Source organism: Allobosea lupini (genome assembly GCF_900109525.1).
In the GTDB taxonomy this organism is placed as follows: Bacteria; Pseudomonadota; Alphaproteobacteria; order Rhizobiales; family Beijerinckiaceae; genus Allobosea; species Allobosea lupini.
In genome coordinates this window covers 88241-105364 of record NZ_FOAN01000005.1, presented here as the reverse complement: position 1 = coordinate 105364, position 17124 = coordinate 88241, and the positions used below count along the sequence as shown (strand labels likewise).

19 protein-coding genes are annotated in these 17124 nt (G+C 67.0%); 6 read left to right on the top strand and 13 right to left on the bottom strand.

Annotation, left to right across the window (positions count from 1 at the left end; genetic code table 11):
- Positions 1-17: 17 nt before the first annotated feature.
- The 8 genes from BMZ21_RS15885 to uxaC form a co-directional block, all read right to left on the bottom strand.
- Positions 18-1487, bottom strand: a complete 1470-nt coding sequence (locus tag BMZ21_RS15885; RefSeq protein WP_091836284.1) for a mannitol dehydrogenase family protein — start codon at positions 1485-1487, stop codon at positions 18-20.
- Positions 1484-2764, bottom strand: a complete 1281-nt coding sequence (locus BMZ21_RS15880; RefSeq protein WP_091836282.1) for a TRAP transporter large permease — start codon at positions 2762-2764, stop codon at positions 1484-1486. The genes BMZ21_RS15885 and BMZ21_RS15880 overlap by 4 nt, the downstream gene beginning before the upstream one ends.
- Positions 2765-2767: 3 nt before the next feature.
- Positions 2768-3301: a TRAP transporter small permease gene (locus BMZ21_RS15875; protein ID WP_091836280.1), complete on the bottom strand. Its 534-nt coding sequence runs from the start codon at positions 3299-3301 to the stop codon at positions 2768-2770.
- 192 nt (positions 3302-3493) lie between these two features.
- Complete coding sequence (locus tag BMZ21_RS15870; protein ID WP_091836278.1) at positions 3494-4477, bottom strand: TRAP transporter substrate-binding protein; 984 nt, start codon at positions 4475-4477, stop codon at positions 3494-3496.
- A gap of 94 nt (positions 4478-4571) precedes the next feature.
- Positions 4572-4913: a cupin domain-containing protein gene (locus BMZ21_RS15865; RefSeq protein ID WP_091836276.1), complete on the bottom strand. Its 342-nt coding sequence runs from the start codon at positions 4911-4913 to the stop codon at positions 4572-4574.
- Complete coding sequence (gene kduD, locus BMZ21_RS15860; RefSeq protein ID WP_091836274.1) at positions 4910-5674, bottom strand: 2-dehydro-3-deoxy-D-gluconate 5-dehydrogenase KduD; 765 nt, start codon at positions 5672-5674, stop codon at positions 4910-4912. The genes BMZ21_RS15865 and kduD overlap by 4 nt, the downstream gene beginning before the upstream one ends.
- Entirely contained in the window at positions 5674-6519 is an 846-nt protein-coding gene (gene kduI, locus BMZ21_RS15855; protein WP_091837098.1) for a 5-dehydro-4-deoxy-D-glucuronate isomerase, read from the bottom strand. Before kduI ends, kduD begins: the two co-directional genes overlap by 1 nt.
- Positions 6520-6676: 157 nt before the next feature.
- Positions 6677-8080 carry a glucuronate isomerase gene (uxaC, locus tag BMZ21_RS15850; RefSeq protein ID WP_091836272.1) on the bottom strand — a complete coding sequence of 468 codons (1404 nt, stop codon included), beginning with the start codon at positions 8078-8080 and terminating at the stop codon, positions 6677-6679.
- A gap of 161 nt (positions 8081-8241) precedes the next feature.
- Between uxaC and BMZ21_RS15845 the strand changes: the two genes are divergently transcribed.
- The 5 genes from BMZ21_RS15845 to BMZ21_RS15825 all read left to right on the top strand — a co-directional run bounded on the left by BMZ21_RS15845 (position 8242) and on the right by BMZ21_RS15825 (position 14055).
- Positions 8242-8979: a GntR family transcriptional regulator gene (locus BMZ21_RS15845; RefSeq protein WP_091836270.1), complete on the top strand. Its 738-nt coding sequence runs from the start codon at positions 8242-8244 to the stop codon at positions 8977-8979.
- A 187-nt stretch (positions 8980-9166) separates the two neighbouring features.
- Positions 9167-10657 carry an ABC transporter substrate-binding protein gene (locus BMZ21_RS15840; protein ID WP_091836268.1) on the top strand — a complete coding sequence of 497 codons (1491 nt, stop codon included), beginning with the start codon at positions 9167-9169 and terminating at the stop codon, positions 10655-10657.
- A gap of 171 nt (positions 10658-10828) precedes the next feature.
- On the top strand, positions 10829-11776 hold the full coding sequence (locus BMZ21_RS15835) for an ABC transporter permease (protein WP_091836266.1): 948 nt from the start codon (positions 10829-10831) through the stop codon (positions 11774-11776).
- Entirely contained in the window at positions 11773-12630 is an 858-nt protein-coding gene (locus tag BMZ21_RS15830; protein ID WP_091836264.1) for an ABC transporter permease, read from the top strand. Before BMZ21_RS15835 ends, BMZ21_RS15830 begins: the two co-directional genes overlap by 4 nt.
- Before the next feature lie 27 nt (positions 12631-12657).
- Positions 12658-14055 carry an amidase gene (locus tag BMZ21_RS15825; protein WP_091836262.1) on the top strand — a complete coding sequence of 466 codons (1398 nt, stop codon included), beginning with the start codon at positions 12658-12660 and terminating at the stop codon, positions 14053-14055.
- Here BMZ21_RS15825 and BMZ21_RS15820 read toward each other — a convergent pair whose 3' ends face one another.
- The 4 genes from BMZ21_RS15820 to BMZ21_RS15805 are packed head-to-tail and all read right to left on the bottom strand — an operon-like array spanning position 14056 to position 15500.
- A complete protein-coding gene (locus BMZ21_RS15820) occupies positions 14056-14481 on the bottom strand; it encodes a DUF1801 domain-containing protein (RefSeq protein ID WP_244543869.1) in 426 nt (141 codons plus the stop codon).
- Positions 14482-14491: 10 nt separating this feature from the next.
- On the bottom strand, positions 14492-14713 hold the full coding sequence (locus tag BMZ21_RS15815) for a hypothetical protein (protein ID WP_167561650.1): 222 nt from the start codon (positions 14711-14713) through the stop codon (positions 14492-14494).
- A gap of 38 nt (positions 14714-14751) precedes the next feature.
- Positions 14752-15180, bottom strand: a complete 429-nt coding sequence (locus tag BMZ21_RS15810) for an SRPBCC family protein (RefSeq protein WP_091836257.1) — start codon at positions 15178-15180, stop codon at positions 14752-14754.
- Positions 15177-15500 carry an ArsR/SmtB family transcription factor gene (locus BMZ21_RS15805; RefSeq protein WP_091836255.1) on the bottom strand — a complete coding sequence of 108 codons (324 nt, stop codon included), beginning with the start codon at positions 15498-15500 and terminating at the stop codon, positions 15177-15179. Before BMZ21_RS15805 ends, BMZ21_RS15810 begins: the two co-directional genes overlap by 4 nt.
- Before the next feature lie 91 nt (positions 15501-15591).
- Between BMZ21_RS15805 and BMZ21_RS15800 the strand changes: the two genes are divergently transcribed.
- Positions 15592-16500: an SDR family NAD(P)-dependent oxidoreductase gene (locus BMZ21_RS15800; RefSeq protein ID WP_244543868.1), complete on the top strand. Its 909-nt coding sequence runs from the start codon at positions 15592-15594 to the stop codon at positions 16498-16500.
- 20 nt (positions 16501-16520) lie between these two features.
- Here BMZ21_RS15800 and BMZ21_RS15795 read toward each other — a convergent pair whose 3' ends face one another.
- Positions 16521-17102: a DUF4337 domain-containing protein gene (locus BMZ21_RS15795; RefSeq protein ID WP_091836253.1), complete on the bottom strand. Its 582-nt coding sequence runs from the start codon at positions 17100-17102 to the stop codon at positions 16521-16523.
- Between the last annotated feature and the right edge of the window lie 22 nt (positions 17103-17124).

The following is a 17124-nucleotide window of genomic DNA, read 5'->3' as shown; positions in this document are numbered from 1 at the left end:
AGCATGACGCACGTCATTCACCCCAGCGCCGCGGCCGTCGCCTTCGCGCCCTTCTGGAACAGGCTGTCGAGATGCCCCGCTACGGCCTGCGTGAAGCGCTCCTCGCGCGGCAGGTCCTCGCCGAAGATCGCGCCAATGCCGAACAGGGCCGTGCTCAGCGCCACGGCATCGCGGCCGAGCGCCTTGGCGCGGATCGCGAATTCACCGGCAAGCGGGTCGCGCACATCGATTTCAGCGCCCGTCTCGTCGGTGCCGGTGACATAGGACATCCAGGCGGCGACGCCGAGGGCAAGGTGATCGATCGGCGCGCCGGCCTTCAGCCGCTCGCGGATGGTGCCGAGCAGGCGCTGAGGCAGCTTTTGCGAGCCGTCCATGGCGATCTGCCAGGTGCGGTGCCTGATTGCCGGGTTCTGGAAGCGGGCGAGCAGGTCACCGGCATAGGTCTTGAGGTCGACGCCCTGCGGAGCGGGCACGGTCGGAATGATCTCGCTCCACAGCCCTTGCAGGAAGCGCGCGAAGACCGGATCACGGCTGGCCTCTGCGACCGTCTCGTGACCGGCGAGATAGCCGAGATAGGCCAGGCTCGAATGCGCGCCGTTGAGCATGCGCAGCTTCATGAACTCGAACGGCGCGACTTCGGTGACCATCTGAGCACCGACCGCATCCCAGCGTGGCCGGCCGGCAGCGAAGACGTCTTCGACGGCCCATTGCCGGAAGGGCTCGCCGATCACCGGGGCGGCGTCGTCGAGGCCGAGCAGGCCAGCGACCTCGGCGATATCGGCCTCGGTGGTCGCCGGCACGATCCGGTCGACCATGGTCGAGGGGAAAGCGCCGTTGGCTTCGATCCAGGCGGCGAGCTTGTCGTCGCGCAGGGCGGCGAAGTCCCTGATGAGACCGGCCAGGATATGGCCGTTCGAGGGAAGATTGTCACAGCAGAGCGCAGTGAACGGGCCAAGGCCCGCGGCGTTGCGGGCGGAAAGGCCGGCGACGATCAGGCCGACCGCCGAGCGCGGTGCATCGGGATTGGCGAGATCGTGGACGATGTCGGGATGGTCGGCCTTGAGCTTGCCGGTCGCCGGGTCGTGGCAATAGCCCTTCTCGGTGACGGTGAGCGAGACGATCTTCGTCTCCGGGGCGGCGAGCTTCGCCACGAGCGCCTGCGGGTTCTCGGGCGCGACGAGCACGTCGAGCACCGAGCCGATCACGCGCAACTCCGGCCCGGCGGGAGCGCGCTTCAGGAAGGTGTAAAGCCCGTCCTGCGGTTTCAGCCGGTCGCGTTGGTCGGGCCGCTGCAGGCTGGCGCCGACGATGCCCCAGTCACCGAACTCCCGCTCAAGCGCATCGTCGGTGAATTCGCAGAGATGGGCGCGGGTGAAGGCGCCGAGGCCGAGATGGACGATGCCCGGCTGGAGCTTGCTCCGATCATAGCTCGGACGCCTGACGGCGGCCGGGAGCGAGGCAAGGGTGGCGGAGGACAGACGGGTCAATGGAACAGCCTCGGCAGCCAGAGGGAGATGCCGGGCACATAGGTCACCAGCAGCAGCACGGCAACAGATGCGCCGTAGAACGGCCAGATCGTGCGCATGGATTCGCCGATCGAGATCCGCCCGATTGCGCAGGCGACGAACTGCACCGAGCCGACCGGCGGGGTATTGAGGCCGATGCCGGCATTGAGGATCAGGATCACGCCGAAATGGATCGGGTCGACGCCGAAGGCCTTGACCACAGGCAGGAAGATCGGCGTGCAGATGATGATCATCGGCGCCATGTCCATGAAGGTGCCGAGCACCAGCAGGATGATGTTGATCATCAGGAGGATGACGAGCGGGTTGTCGGAGACCGCCTTCATCGCCGCGATCGTCGCCTGCGGCACCTGCAGGAAGGCCATCAGCCAGCCGAAGGAGCCGGCGGCGCCGATCACCAGCAGCACCATGGCGGTGGTGCGGACCGCGCCGAGCGTCGCCTCGACGAAGGCCGTCCAGGTCAGCTGGCGATAGACCAGGATGGTGACGAGGATGGCGTAGACCACAGCGACGCAGGAGGATTCGGTCGCGGTGAAGACGCCGGAGCGGACGCCGCCGAAGATGATGCCGATCAGCAGGATGCCTGGCAAGGCCAGCACGACATAGCGCCCGACGGCGGCGAAGCCGGGGAAGGCCTCGCGCGGATAGCCGCGCTTTACCGCGACCGCCCAGGCCGCGACCATCAGCGCGGCACAGAGCAGAAGGCCGGGGACGACGCCGGCGGTGAAGAGATCGGCGATCGAGAGGTTTCCGCCGGCCGAGAGCGAATAGATGATCATGTTGTGCGAGGGCGGGATCAGCAGCGCGATGATCGCCGCATTCGCAGTGACGTTGACGGCGTAGTCGGCGTCGTAGCCGCGCTTCTTCATCTGCGGGATCATCAGGCCGCCGACGGCGGAGGCGTCGGCCACGGCCGAACCGGAGATACCGCCGAAGAGCGTGCAGGTGACGACATTGACCTGGCCGAGGCCGCCCCGCAGATGGCCGACCAGGCTCGCCGCCATCTGGATCAGGCGCTCGGCGATGCCACCGCGGATCATCAGGTCGCCGGCATAGATGAAGAACGGGATCGCCATCATGGCGAAGGCATTCATGCCGGAATTCATCTGCTGGAAGACGACGACCGGCGGCAGGCCCATATAGGCGACGGTCGCGACCGAGGCGATGCCGAGGCAGAAGGCGACGGGCACGCCGATCAGCAGCAGCAGCGAGAAGACGCCGAAGAGAACCCAGAGTTCCATGGTTCAGACCTCCTGCTCGGAGCCAAAATGGCCGAAGCCGAGCGGGGCCTGCTTCTCGCCGGTGACGAAGAGCAGCATCTTCTCAAACGCAAAGAGGGCGATCAGCGCGCCGCCGGCGGCGATCGGGACATAGTCCCAGCCGCGCGAGATGCCGATGATCGGCATGCGGTCACTCCAGGTGCCGGCGGCGAGCTGGCTGCCATAGACGAGCATGGCGATGCCGAAAGCGCAGACGAGGCCCTCGCCGATCAGGATCAGAGCGGCGCGCAGGGGCGGCGGCGACATGGCGAGCCCGACCTCGAAGCCGAGATGATCGCTCTCGCGCACGCCGACGGCGGCGCCGAGCAGGATGAACCAGGACATCAGGAAGAGCGAGCCGGCCTCGACCCAGATCGGCGTGTCGTTGAGGACATAGCGGCCGAAAACGCCCCAGGCGACCATGATCGTCATCAGGACGAGACCGGCGCCGGCGGCGAACAGGGCGTAGAGGCTGAGCTTGGCGCCGAGGCGCGTGAGAGACGCGGTGAAGGCGTGCATGGGATGTCCGAGACTGATGTCGGTTGCTTGTGCTCAGCCCTCATCCTGAGGAGCCGCGGAGCGGCGTCTCGATGGATGCTCCAGGAGGCTCCGGAACCAACTGGAGCATCCTTCGAGACGCGATCTGCGATCGCTCCTCAGGATGAGGGCTTTGGAAAACGGGGCGGCCCGAAAGCCGCCCCGTCGTTCAGCTCACTTCACCGCCTGGATCGCGGCGACCATGTCCTTGAGCTTCGCGTCGGTGACGAACTTGTCGTAGACCGGCTTCATCGCGTCGATGAAGGGCTGCTTCTCGACCGTGTTGATCTGCGCGCCGCCGGCCTTGACCTTGGCTTCCGAGGCCTTTTCGCGCGCGTCCCAGAGCTCGCGCATCTTGGCGACGGATTCCTTGGCGGCGGCCTTGATCAGCGCCTGGTCGGCGGCATTGAACTTGTCGAAGCTCCTCTTCGACATCACCAGCACCTCTGGCGAGAGCGAGTGCTCGGTCACCGAATAGAACTTCGAGACCTCGAAATGCCGGGTCGATTCATAGGACGGCCAGTTGTTCTCGGCGCCGTCGATGACGCCGGTCTGCAGGGCCGAATAGACCTCGCCGAACGGCATCGGCGTGGCGTTGGCGCCGAGCGCCGAGACCAGCGCGACGAACATATCGGACTGCTGCACGCGGATCTTCATGCCCTTCATGTCGGCCGGGCTGTTGATCGCCTTCTTGGAGTTATAGAAGGAGCGCGAGCCGGAATCGTAGAAGGCGAGGCCGATCAGGTCGTGCTTCTCGAAGTCCTTCAGGAGATTGTCGCCGATCGGCCCGTCCATGACCTTCCGCATGTGGTCGACCGAGCGGAAGATGAAGGGCAGGGACGGCACGTTGGTCGCCGGGATCAGGTTGTTGAACGGCGCCATGTTGATGCGGTTGATGTCGATGACGCCGAAGCGCGTCTGGTCGATCGTGTCCTTCTCCTGGCCGAGCTGGGCCGAGTGGAAGACGTTGATCTTGATGCGGCCCTGCGTGCGCTCATCGAGCAGCTTGCTCATATGGCGGACGGCCTCGACCGTCGGATAGTCGGTCGGGTGGATGTCGGTCGAGCGCAGGGTGACGTTTTGCGCCTGAGCCGAGGTCGAAAGCAACGCGGCAAAGGCGACGCCGGCGAGCGCGGAGAAACTCCGTCGATTGAGCATGGTCTTGATCCTCTCCCCAAAATGATCGCCGGCTTATTCCGGTCGTTTTTGCCCCAGGCGGGAGCTGCGCCGGCAGGGCCGGCGCAGCGGACTTTCACAAAAATTCCGTCCGCATCGGTGTGAAGGAATCGATCAGTTGCCCGGCCTCGACGTTTACGACGCCGTGGACGAGGTTCTCGGGCACGAAGAAGGTATCGCCCGCAACAAGCCGGCTGGTCTTGCCGTCGATGGTGACGTCGAAGACGCCGCTCTCGACGTAAGAAGCCTGGCGGTGCGGATGCTGGTGGGCCTTGCCGATCGCGCCCTGCTCGAAGGCGACGCGCACGACCATCAGGTCCGGGCCATAGGCCATGATCTTGCGCCTGACGCCGGGCTCGGTCGGCTCCCAGGCGATGTCAGTGTCGTGCTGGAAGAAGGAGTTGAGACGGTCGCTCATCGGGCCAGCCAGCCTCCGTCGACGGGAAGGATCGCGCCATGGATGTAGGCCGCGGCATCGCTCGCCAGGAACACCGCCGCGCCGCCGATATCGGACGGCCTGCCCCAGCGGCCGGCCGGGATGCGCGCGAGGATCGCGGCGTTGCGGTCGGGATCGGCACGGAGCGCCTCGGTATTGTTGCTCTCGACATAGCCGGGGGCAATCGCGTTGACATTGATGCCCTTGGCCGCCCATTCGCAAGCGAGCAGCCGGGTCAGCCCAGCCAGCCCGCTCTTGCTCGCCGTATAGGAGGCAACGCGGATGCCGCCCTGGAAGGAGAGCAGCGAGGCGATGTTGACGATGCGCCCGGTGCGTCCGGCGGAGAGCGCGGCCTTGGCGAAGGCCTGGGCCAGGAAGAAATTGGCCTTGAGATTGAGGTTCATCACCTCGTCCCAGTCGCTCTCGCTGAAATCGAGCGCGTCGGCCCGGCGGATGATGCCGGCATTGTTGACGAGGATGTCGAGCGGGCCGGCCAGTTCCGCGGCCTGCTCGATAACCCGTGCTGCAATGCCCTGCTGCTGGAGATCGACCTGCAGCGCGAAGCAGATCCCACCCGCCTCCGCGATGAGCTTCTCCGTCTCGGCCATGCTCGAGCGTCCAGCCGCGACGACCTTCGCACCAGCCTCGGCGAGCGCCACCGCGATACCCTGGCCGATGCCGGTATTGGCGCCAGTCACCAGCGCCGTGCGGCCGTCCAGCGAGAAGGGCGAGGGCGCGGCCATCAGCGCAGTGTCTCCACCGGGGCGGCGTCCATGTCGGTGAACTCGACATTGTCGCCGGCCATGGCCCAGACGAAGGAGTAGTTCGAGGTGCCGCAGCCGCAATGGATCGACCAGTTCGGCGAGATCACCGCCTGCTCGTTGGCGACGAGGAGGTGGCGGGTCTGCTGCGGCTCGCCCATGAAGTGGAAGACGCGGTGGGCCTGGTCGAGGTTGAAGTAGAGATAGGCCTCCATCCGCCGAGTATGGGTGTGGCAGGGCATGGAGTTCCAGACCGAGCCCGGCTCCAGCGCCGTCATGCCCATCACCAACTGGTTGGTGCCGGTCGAGTTCGGCATGATGTATTGCCGGATGGTGCGCTTGTTCGAGGTCTCGGCCGAGCCGAGATGGATGGTATTGGCGTCGTCCTTGCGGATGAGCTGGTGCCTGGCCTCGCGATGCGCCGGGGCGCTGGTCAGGTAGAACTTGGCGGGGTTGGCCGGGTCGGTGCTGGCGAAAGACACCTCCCTTGCCCCAAGCCCGACATAGAGCGCGTCAAGGGACGGCAGCTCGAAGCGTTCGCCGTCGACGCTGACCGAGCCGGCGCCGCCGAGATTGATCACGCCGAGCTCGCGCCGCGCCAGGAAGAAGGGCGTGCCGGTCGGCGGGAACGGATCGAGCGTCAGCGGCTTGGCCGCCGGCATCGCGCCGCCGACGATCATGCGGTCGTAATGGCTGTAGGTCAGTGCGACCTCGCCCGGCACGAAGATGCGCTCGATCAGGAAATCCTGGCGCAGCGTCTCGGTGTCGTAGCCGCGCACATCACGGGGATGCGCGGCCTGGCGTTCGTCGATGGTCTTTGTCGTCATCGGCAGTTCTTTCTGCAAGCGGTGACATCAACGCGAGTCGTCCCGGGCGACCGGAGGGAGACCCGGGACCCATGCCGGAATGGTTCAGGCATGGGTCCCGGATCGGCGCCACTGACGCGGCTTGTCCGGGACGACCAAGTATGGGGAGGTCTCTGCCTCACAGCCGGTAGGCCTCCTTGGCCAGGCGGTAGGCGAGATCGTGGGCGACTTCGGCAGCCTCGTCCTCGTCGAGGCGGTGCTCGGCGACGAGCTTGGCGAGGTAGTGGCAGTCCATCCGGCGGGCGACGTCGTGGCGCGCGGGGATCGAGAGATAGGCGCGCGTGTCGTCGTTGAAGCCGACCGTGTTGTAGAAGCCGGCGGTCTCGGTGGTGAGCTCGCGGAAGCGCAGCATCGCCTCGGGCGCGTCGAGGAACCACCAGCCCGGTCCGAGCTTCAGCGCCGGGTAATGGCCGGCGAGCGGGGCGAGCTCGCGCGAATAGCTGGTCTCGTCGAGGGTGAAGGCGATGACGGTGAGGCCACGCTCATTGCCGACTGCGTCGAGCAGCGGCTTCAGTGCCGAGACATAGTCCATGCCGCGCGGGATGTCGGAGCCCATGTCGCGGCCGAACTGCTCGAACAGATGCGGGTTGTGGTTGCGATAGGAGCCGGGGTGGATCTGCAGGACGAGCCCGTCATCGAGGCTCATCTTCGCCATCTCGGTGAGCATCTGGCCGCGGAAGACGTCGGCGTCCTCGGCCGAGAACTTGCCCTTCAGGATCTTGGCGAAGAGCTTCTCGCACTCGGCCGGCGAAAGGTTGGCGGTGCGGGCCGTGGCGTGGCCGTGATCGGAAGAGGTCGCCCCGCGCTCGATGAAATAGCCGCGGCGCTTGCGATGGGCTTCGAGATAGCCGGTCCAGCTCCCGACATCCTCGCCGGTCAGTTCGCCGAACTGGTCGAGATTGTCCCTGAAACCCTCGAATTCGGGGTCGACGACGCTGTCGGGACGGTAGGCGGTGACGACCTTGCCGCCCCAGCCGGATTCCCTGATCATGTCATGCCATTTCAGCGGGTCGAGCGCGCCTTCGGTCGTGGCGATCGCCTCGATCTTGAAGCGCTCGAACAGAGCGCGCGGGCGCATCGCGTCCTGCTCCAGCTGCTCGGCGATGCGGTCATAGATGCGGTCGGCGCTCTCGGCCGAGAGGCGTTCGGTGATGCCGAAGATCGAGAAGGCGGCGTGCTCGAACCAGAGCCGCGTCGGCGTGCCCCGGAACAGGTGCCAGTTGCTGGCGAAGAGCCGCCAGATCTGGCGCGGGTCGCCCTCGATCTCGCCGCCATCCTTGCGGGCGATGCCGAGCTGTTCGAGCTTGATGCCCTGCGAATAGAGCATGCGGAAAATGTAGTGGTCCGGCTTGACGAACAGCGTCGCCGGATCGGGGAACGGCTTGTCCTCGGCGAACCAGCGCGGGTCGGTGTGGCCATGCGGCGAGATGATCGGCAGGTCGCGGACGCCGGCATAGAGGCGGCGCGCAATGCCGCGCGTCACCGGCTCGGCAGGCAAAAGACGATCGTCGTGCAGCAGCATTGCTGGCGTTTCCTCTGTCGGGCCGGACCATAGGGCCAGCACTGGTGAGACGTCAATATACTAATATACTAGTATGCACCGCTCGGCCGTGTTACGCCCTGATTGGCCGCGGAGCGCGCATCGTGGTCCAATAAGGCAGTGATCATGGCCAGGATAGGACGATGTCGGAGGCGTTAGGGATAGGCGAGACTGGAGGCTCGCGCCGCGAGCGCAAGCCGCAGCGTGTGGCCGGAGCGTCGGCGGGCCGCGCCACGGCCGCCTCCGTCGTGCAGGACGAGCTTCGCCGCGAGATCCTCGACATGGTGCTCCGGCCCGGTGTGCCGCTGTCCGAGAAGGACCTGACCGCCCGCTTCGGTATGAGCCGCACGCCGGTACGCGAGGCGCTGATTAGGCTGAAGGAGGAGGGGCTGGTCGAGATCTTCCCGCAGGCCGGCACCTTCGTCGCCCGCATTCCGGCGGGGGCGATCCCCGAGGCGGTGTTCATCCGCCAGGCGCTGGAATGCGCCACGGTCGAGGTGCTGGCGCGGACGGCCACCGCCGAGGACATCGCCCGGCTCGATGCGACGATCGCAGTGCTGCACGAATCGTATGAGGCCGATGATCAGGAGCGCTTCCACCTCGCCGACGAGGATTTCCACGAGGCGCTCGCCGATATCGCCGGCTATCCCGGCGTCTGGAAGCTCGCCCAGGCCGCCAAGAGCCAGATCGATCGCTGCCGGCGGATGACGCTGCCGGTGCCGGGCCGGATGGCGATGGTGATCCGCGAGCACCTCGCCATCGTCGACGAGATCAGACGGCACGACGCCTCCGCCGCGGTCGTCGCGATGCGCCAGCATTTGGGGACGCTGCTGCCCGATCTGGTGCACCTCAAGGCGAGCTATCCGGATTATTTCGTTTGATCGAGCCCGTCATTCTCGGGCGAAGCTCAGCGCAGACCCGAGAATCTCGTGACCAGATGGCTCCTGCCGGAGCCTCATTCTGCCTGAGATGCTCGGGGCGAGCCCGCGCATGACGCGCCCTTCAGTGCTCTTGCCTCGCTCCCACCTCCCGCGCCATCCTGCGCCGCAACGACGATGGAGGCGGACGATGACGACGCGGCGCGATCTTCTGGCGGGAGCGGGTCTCGCCGCGCTCGCAACCCAGCTTCCGTTCGCGGCGCTCGCGCAGGCCAGAGACAGCGTCACCATCGGCATGACGCTTGAGCCTCCGACGCTCGATCCGACCTCGGGCGCGGCCCAAGCGATCCGCGAGGTCGTGCTGCAGAACATCTTCGAGGGGCTGGTGGCGATGGACCGCACCGGCAAGCTGGTTCCGGCGCTGGCGCAGAGCTGGACGCTCGCGCCCGACAATCTCACCTACACCTTCAAACTCAGGCCGAACGCCCGCTTCCACGACAGCACGCCGCTGTCTTCGCGCGACGTGAAGTTCTCGTTTGAGCGCGCCGTCGCGCCCGACTCGACCAATGCGCAGCGCTGGATCTTCACGCCGATCGAGAGCATCGAGGCGCCCGATCCGATCACCGTCATCATCAAGGTGAAGCAACCGACGGCGAACTTCGTCTATGGGCTCTCATGGGGCGATGCGATCATCGTCTCGCCGACAACGGCAGCGAACAACAAGACCAATCCGGTCGGCACCGGCCCGTTCAAGTTCGCGCGCTGGAACCGCGGCGACCGGCTCGAACTGGCGCGCAACGACGAGTACTGGGGCGCCAAGCCTTCGCTCGCCAAGGCGGTCTTCCGCTTCATCTCCGATCCACAGGCGCAGGTCGCGGCGCTACGTGCGGGAGACATCGACGTCTTCACCAATCTCTCGGCGCCGGAGGCGATTCCGCAGCTCAAAGCCGATCCGAAGCTCAAGGTCACGCTGGGCAAGACCGAGGGCGAGACCATCCTCGCGATCAACAACGCGAAGGCCCCTTTCAGCGATATCCGGGTGCGCCAGGCGATCTCGCATGTGCTCGACCGCAAGACGATCGCGCTCGGCATCTACGGCTTCGATCTCGATTATATCGGCAGCCATTTCTCGCCGCTGCATCCGGCCTATGTCGACCTGACCGGCACCTACCCGGTCGATCTCGCCAAGGCGAAGGCCCTGCTCGCGGCGGCCGGCTTCCCGAGGGGCTTCGAATGCACGCTGCGTTTGCCGCCGCCGGCCTATGCCAGGCGCGGCGGCGAGATCATTGCTGCGCTGCTGGCGCAGATCGGGATCACCGCGAAGATCGAGCCGCTCGAATTCCCGCAATGGCTGGAGCGGGTATTCAAGAACAGGGATTTCGACCTGACGATCATCTCGCATACCGAGCCGCTCGACATCGCCAACTACGCCCGCGACGACTACTACTTCCAGTACAGGAATCCCGAGTTCAAGGCGCTGATCGAAACGATCGACCGCACCGTCGACGAGGCGCAGCGCAACAAGCTCTATGGCGACGCCCAGCGCATGCTGGCGCGCGATGCCGTCAACGGCTTCCTCTTCATCCTGCCAAAGATCACCGTCACAAAGGCCGATCTGGAGGGCATGTGGACCGACTGGCCGCTGCCGCTGACGCCGCTGGCGGAGGTGCGCTGGCGGTAGCGTGGGCACGTATCTCTGCATGTTCCCGGTCGTCCCGGGCGACCGGAGGGAGACCCGGGACCCATTCCGGAACCTCTATCGGATAGGTTCCGGAATAGATCCCGGATCTGCGCTGCGCTGCGTCCGGGATGACAGCGCGGGTTGTATTTCAGTAAGCAGGAGGAGTCGCGGGTGACCGCCTACCTGCTCCGTCGCCTCCTCGCCTTCGCCTTGACGCTGCTCGGCGCGGCGATCGTCATCTTCCTCGTGCTGGAGATCCTGCCGGGCGATCCGGCAGCGGTGACGCTCGGACTCAATGCGGCGCCGGAGGCGCTTGCGGCATTGCGGGCGGAGATGGGGCTCGATCAGCCGGCGCTGCTGCGGTTCTTCTCCTGGATCGGCGGGCTTGTCACCGGCGATCTCGGTCTCAGCTACACCTACCGCGTGCCCGTCACCCAGTTGATCGGCGAGCGCATGGTGGTGACGCTGCCGCTCGCCTCAATGGCGATCCTGCTCGCTTCCGCCATCGGCATCCCGCTAGGCGTGCTCGCCGCGGCCAATCACAACCGCGCCGGCGATGCGGCGGTGATGGTTTTCGCGCAGGCCGGGCTCGCCATCCCGAATTTCTGGTTCGGCCTCCTGCTCGTGCTGGTCTTCGCCGTCGGCGCCGGCTGGCTGCCGGCCGGCGGCTTTCCGGGCTGGCAGGCCGGGCTCGTACCGGCGCTGAAATCGCTGCTGCTGCCGGCTGTCGCGCTTGCTTTGCCGCAGGCGGCGATCCTCGCCCGCGTCACCCGCTCGGCCATGCTGGAGACGATGCAGGAGGATTATGTCCGCACCGCCCGCGCCAAGGGCGTCAGCCGGCGGCGCACCATGCTGCGGCATGTGCTGCGCAATGCGCTGATCCCGGTCGTCACCGTGCTGGGCCTGCAGTTCTCGGTGCTGCTGGCCGGCGCGATCATCATCGAGAACGTCTTCGCGTTGCCGGGGCTAGGCCGGCTCGTCTTCCAGTCGATCGCGCAGCACGACCTGATCGTGGTCAAGGACCTGGTGATGCTGTTCTCAGGCCTGGTCGTCTTCATCAACTTCGCGATCGAGCTGCTCTACGGGCTGATCGATCCGCGCCTGCGGCAGGCGTCATGAGCGCCGTCGCGCCACGTTCGCGCCCGCGGCGCTGGTGGGCTTCGCCGTCCTTCCTGACCGGCCTGCTGCTTGGCGGGCTCGTCGTCGCGATGGCGCTGATCTCCCATCTCTGGACGCCCTATGAGCCGACCCAGATGGCGATCCTGAAGCGCCTGCGGCCGCCCTCGGCCGAGCACTGGTTCGGCACCGACCAGTTCGGCCGCGACGTGTTCTCGATGATCATGGTCGGCGCTCGCAAGTCGCTGGCGGTGGGGCTGGGCGCGGTCGGGCTCGGCTTGACGGTCGGCAGCGCGCTCGGGCTGGTCGCCGCGATCCGGCGCGACGGCTGGCTCGACAACCTGATCATGCGCATGGCCGATTTCAGCCACGCCTTTCCGGCCGTGCTCTCGGCGATCATGATCAGCGCGGTCTGGGGTCCCGGCATGATGAACGCGGTGATCGCGATCGCGCTGTTCAGCTTGCCCTATTTCGCCAGGTTGGCGCGCGGGGCGGCGCTGCAATGCTGGGCGCTCGACTATGTGCTGGCGGCGCGCGCGGCCGGGCTGACCGAGATGGCGATCACGCGCCAGCACGTCCTGCCCAATATCGCCGGCGTGCTTGTGGTGCAGGCGACGATCCAGTTCGCGCTCGCCATCCTCGCCGAAGCCGGCCTGTCCTATCTCGGTCTCGGCACGCAGCCGCCGGCTCCCTCCTGGGGCCGGATGCTCAACGAGGCGCAGACCTTCATGGCGGCGCAGCCCTGGCTCGCGATCTTCCCCGGCGCGGCGATCGCGCTTTCGGTGCTGGCCTTCAATTTGCTGGGCGATGGGTTGCGCGACGCGGTCGATCCGCGCATGCGCCGTTCCCGGGACTGATATGACTATGCTTGCGGAGTTCAAGTCATGATCGAGTTCGCCGATCTCAGCGCCGTCGACATGCTCCGGGCCTTCCGTTCGCGCGAGCTCTCGCCGGTCGAGGTCACGGAGGCGGTGATCCAGCGCGTCGAGATCTGGGAGCCGGCGCTGAAGGCGCTCTACGCCTATGATCCCGAGGGCGCACGTATCGCTGCGAAGGAAAGCGAGGGCCGCTGGCGCCGCGGCGAGGCGCTGGCGCTCGACGGCGTGCCCTGCACGATCAAGGAGAACATCGCGACGAAGGGCACGGCAGTGCCGCTCGGGACGGCGGCGATGGAGCTCGCCCCCGCTGCTGCGGACGCGCCGCCGGCGCAGCGCCTGCGCGAGGCCGGCTGCGTCATCTTCGCCAAGACGACGATGCCGGATTACGGCATGCTCTCCTCCGGCCTGTCGAGCTTCCACGAATTGGCGCGCAACCCGTTCGACCTCTCGAAGAACCCGGGCGGTTCTTCGGCCGGTGCGGCGGCCGCCGGCGCAGCCGGCTACGGTCCTTTCCATGTCGGCACCGATATCGGCGGCTCGATCCGCCTGCCGGCCGGCTGGTGCGGGCTGGTCGGCCTCAAGCCAAGCTTCGGCCGCGTGCCGATCGACCCGACCTATTACGGCCGCGTCGCCGGGCCGATGACGCGCACGGTCGCCGATGCGGCGCTGATGATGCGCGAACTCTCCAAGCCTGACGAGCGCGATCCGATGAGCCTGCCGCCGCAGGAGATCGCCTGGACCGATCTGGAGCGCGAGCCGCGCGGGCTGAAGGTTGGGCTCCAGCTCGAAGCGGGCATCGGCCTGCCGGTCGAGCCGGAGGTGCGGGCGGCGATCGCCAAGGTGGCCGATGCCTTCCGGCGGGTCGGTGCAATCGTCGAACTGGCTCCGCCCTTCCTGACGCAGGACATGCTCGACGGGCTCGACGATTTCTGGCGCCAGCGCGCCTGGGCCGAAATCGGCTCGTTGCCGCCGGAGCGGCAGGACAAGGTGCTGCCCTATATCTACGCCTGGGCCGAGCGCGGACGCTCTCTCACCGGCGCGCAGGTGCATCGCGGCATGAGCCAGATGCTGGCGATCCGCCATGCGGCGCTGAAGGCGATCGCGCCATTCGACTATGTGCTCTCGCCGGTCTCGCCGGTGCCGAGCTTTTCCGCCGAACTGGCCTCGCCGATCCACGATCCCGAGCGGCCCTTCGAGCACATCGTCTTCACGGTGGCGGCCAACATGTCGGACCAGCCGGCGATCTCGGTCCATGCCGGCATGACGGCGTCGGGCCTGCCGATCGGCCTGCAGATCACCGGCAAGCGCTTCGACGATGTCGGCGTGCTGCAGATGGCGCGGGCCTGGGAGAGGCTGCGGGGGCAGGGACCGGACTGGCCGCGCGCTCCCCAGCACGCAGGTTGATCACGCCGTCTTCGGCTTCTTCCCGGCCGTGTTCAGTGCAACGGCAGCCTGGATGAGTGCCGTCAGCGCCGCCTCGTCGATCGCATCGCTTTCATGGATGTCGATGGCGCGCCTGGTGCTGCCGTCGAGGCTGGAATTGAACAAGCTCGCGGGATCGGGCAGCGAGGCGCCCTTGGCGAAGGTCAATTTCACCACGGCCTTGTAGGTCTCGCCGGTGCAGATGATGCCGGCATGCTCCCAGACCGGGACGCCGCGCCATTTCCAGGTTTCCTCGACCTCGGGATCGGCCTCCCGGATGACGGCGCGGACCCTCGCGAGCGTCGCGCCGCGCCAGTCGGTCAGTTCCGCGATCCGGGCGTCGATCTGCTCCGAGGCCGAGGCTTCGGCTTCCGGCTTCGGCGCCGCTTTCGTGGTCTTGCCAGCCACGGCTCGGCTCCTAGCCTTGCGCCCGTCGCCCTTGGCGCCAGCTGGCGGCATAGGGCAGGGCGAACATGGTGAGGCCGGAGAACATCAGCAGGAACAGCGGCGGCAGCGGGGAATAGACGATCCAGGCCGGCGGCTGCCCCAGCGCCATGGCGACGAAATTGGCGATCACCGTCGCGGTGAAGATGAGGGCGAGCCAACGATGGCCCTGCCGGATGACGTTGTTCCAGGTCAACGGAACCTCCTTCTTGAGATGAGAGCCAGGGCGAGCGTTCAGGCTTCGCGCGCCAGCAGCTCTTCCAGCTTGCCGAGGAACTCCTGCCAGCCGGCCCTGGCGCCGCCGAAGGCCTGCTTCTGCTCCGGCCGGAAGCCGGCCTGCTCCATGCGCAGCAATGTGCCTTTGGGCGTCGGTGTCAGGGTGAAGGTCACCGTGCTCTTCAGGTTGAAGGCCGGATCGTCATGGGCGAAATCCCAAGTGTAGGACAGCATCCGGTTCGGCTCGATGTCGAGGACCTCGCAATCGAGCACGCCGCCCCACTCGCCGCGCAGGTTGAAGCAATGGCCGACGACCGGCGCGAAATCGTTCTTCATAAGCCACTCCGCAATCAGGTGCGGCTGCGTCAGGGCGCGCCAGAGCTTTTCCGGCGGATGGGCGATCTCGCGCTCGACGGTGACGGAGCGGGTCAGTGTGGCGGTGGTCATTGGTCCATCCTTGCGAGCAGATCTTCGAGGTCGTCGAACCGCGCCTCCCAGAACCCGGCCATCTGGCTGGTCCAGTCGATCAGCGGGCTGAGCGCGCCGAGCTGGGCGCTGTAATGGGTCTGGCGGCCGGCCTGCCGGTCACGCACAAGCCCGGCCTGCTTGAGCACGCCGAGATGCTTGGAGACGGCCGGCTGCGACACCCCGGCCTGCGCGGTCAGGGCCCCGACGGTCAGCTCGCCATCACGGCACAGGCGCTCGAAGATGGCGCGCCGCGTCGGGTCGGCGAGCGTCCTGAACAGCATGTCGTGGGAGTCTGGCATTACAATCGATAACCCGTTGGCTATGGGTTTATTCATAACCAGAGAGATATGAGTTGGTCAAGCGCCTTCGCGGGCAAAGCAGAACGGGGGTGTGACAGGGGCGCTGGACCAGGTCGCGCGGCTCACGCAGGATGCGCCCGAAACTGCGGGGACCGATGCAGTCTACGCGCCCCGCCATCCCGCCTTCGAGGACCTCACCATGGATCTGATGCTGAACGGCAAGCGCGCTCTGGTCACGGGCGGCAGCAAGGGGATCGGCCGTGCCATTGCGCGGCAGCTGGCGCTGGAAGGCGTCGATGTCGTCATCGCGGCGCGCAACCAGGCGGAGCTCGATGCCGCCGCGGCCGAGCTGGCGAAGGAGACCGGCCGCAACATCGTCGGCCTGACCGTCGATACGCAGGACGATGCCTCGGTGAAGGCGGTGGTCGCCGGCACCGTTGCGGCGCTGGGCGGGCTCGACATCCTCGTCAATGCCGCGGCCAAGCCCGGCGGTCAGGCAACGCCGCCCAAGCTCGCCGAGATCACCGACGCGCTGTTCTTCGACGACGTCAACGTCAAGGTGATGGGCTATCTCAGGATGGCCCGCGAGGCGGCGCCGGTGATGGCGACGGGTGGCTGGGGCCGTATCATCAACATCAGCGGGCTGGCGGCGCGCCTGACCGGCTCGACCATCGGCTCGATCCGCAATGTCGCGGTGGCGGCGCTGACCAAGAACCTCGCCGACGAGCTCGGCCCGCAGGGCATCAACGTCACCGTGGTGCATCCCGGCACGACGCGGACCGAGAAGACGCCGGGCGTGGTCGCGGCACGGGTGGCGGCGTCAGGGCTGGCGCCCGAAGAGGTCGAGCGCCGCATGGCCGCCAATGTCACGATCGGCCGGCTGGTCGACATGGCCGAGGTCGCCGACATCGTCGCCTTCCTGGCCTCGCCGCGCAGCGTCGCGATCAATGGCGACGCGATCGCCTGCGGCGGCGGCTCGAAGGGCGCGATCCACTACTGAGTGCCGCGCCCTCGGCTTGATCAGAACAGCGCGGTCGGCGCGACCTCGGCGATGATCATCAGCGCGAGCCCGAGCGCGCCGAGGCCGACGCCGGTCCAGGCAAGCAGGGCGACGCCGGTGATGATCGCCGCGGACGAGACCACGATCGCGATCTGCAGCAGGCCCGAGACGATGTCGTATTTGTCGTCGCGGGCGCTGGAGATGTCGCGTTTGGCTTCGGCCGCCTTTGCGCGGACGATCAGCTCCTTGCGGCCTTCATTGGTCTCGGGTTCGGACTCATAGCGGGCGATCGTCGCCTTCCAGCCGTCGATACGCTTCTGCAGGCGCTCGCGCACGGCCGGGTCGGTCGCGCCGGCGAGCTCGACCTCCATCGCGTCGGCGGCGGTGCGCAGCGTCGTGCCGCGGATCGTCTTGGCCTGGAAGAAGGCCCAGAGATTGGAGGCTTCGATGTTCTTGGCGAGCGCGTCCTGCTCGGCGTTCTTGCCGCCGATCTCCGAGAAGGCGAGCAGGAGCGCGAGAATGCCGATCAGGAGCGCGATGCGCTTGTTGACCTTGCTGGTCGGCTGGTTGTCTTCGGTGACGTCTGGTGCAACTGAGGCCATCAGTGATTCCCCCCGGAAAGGC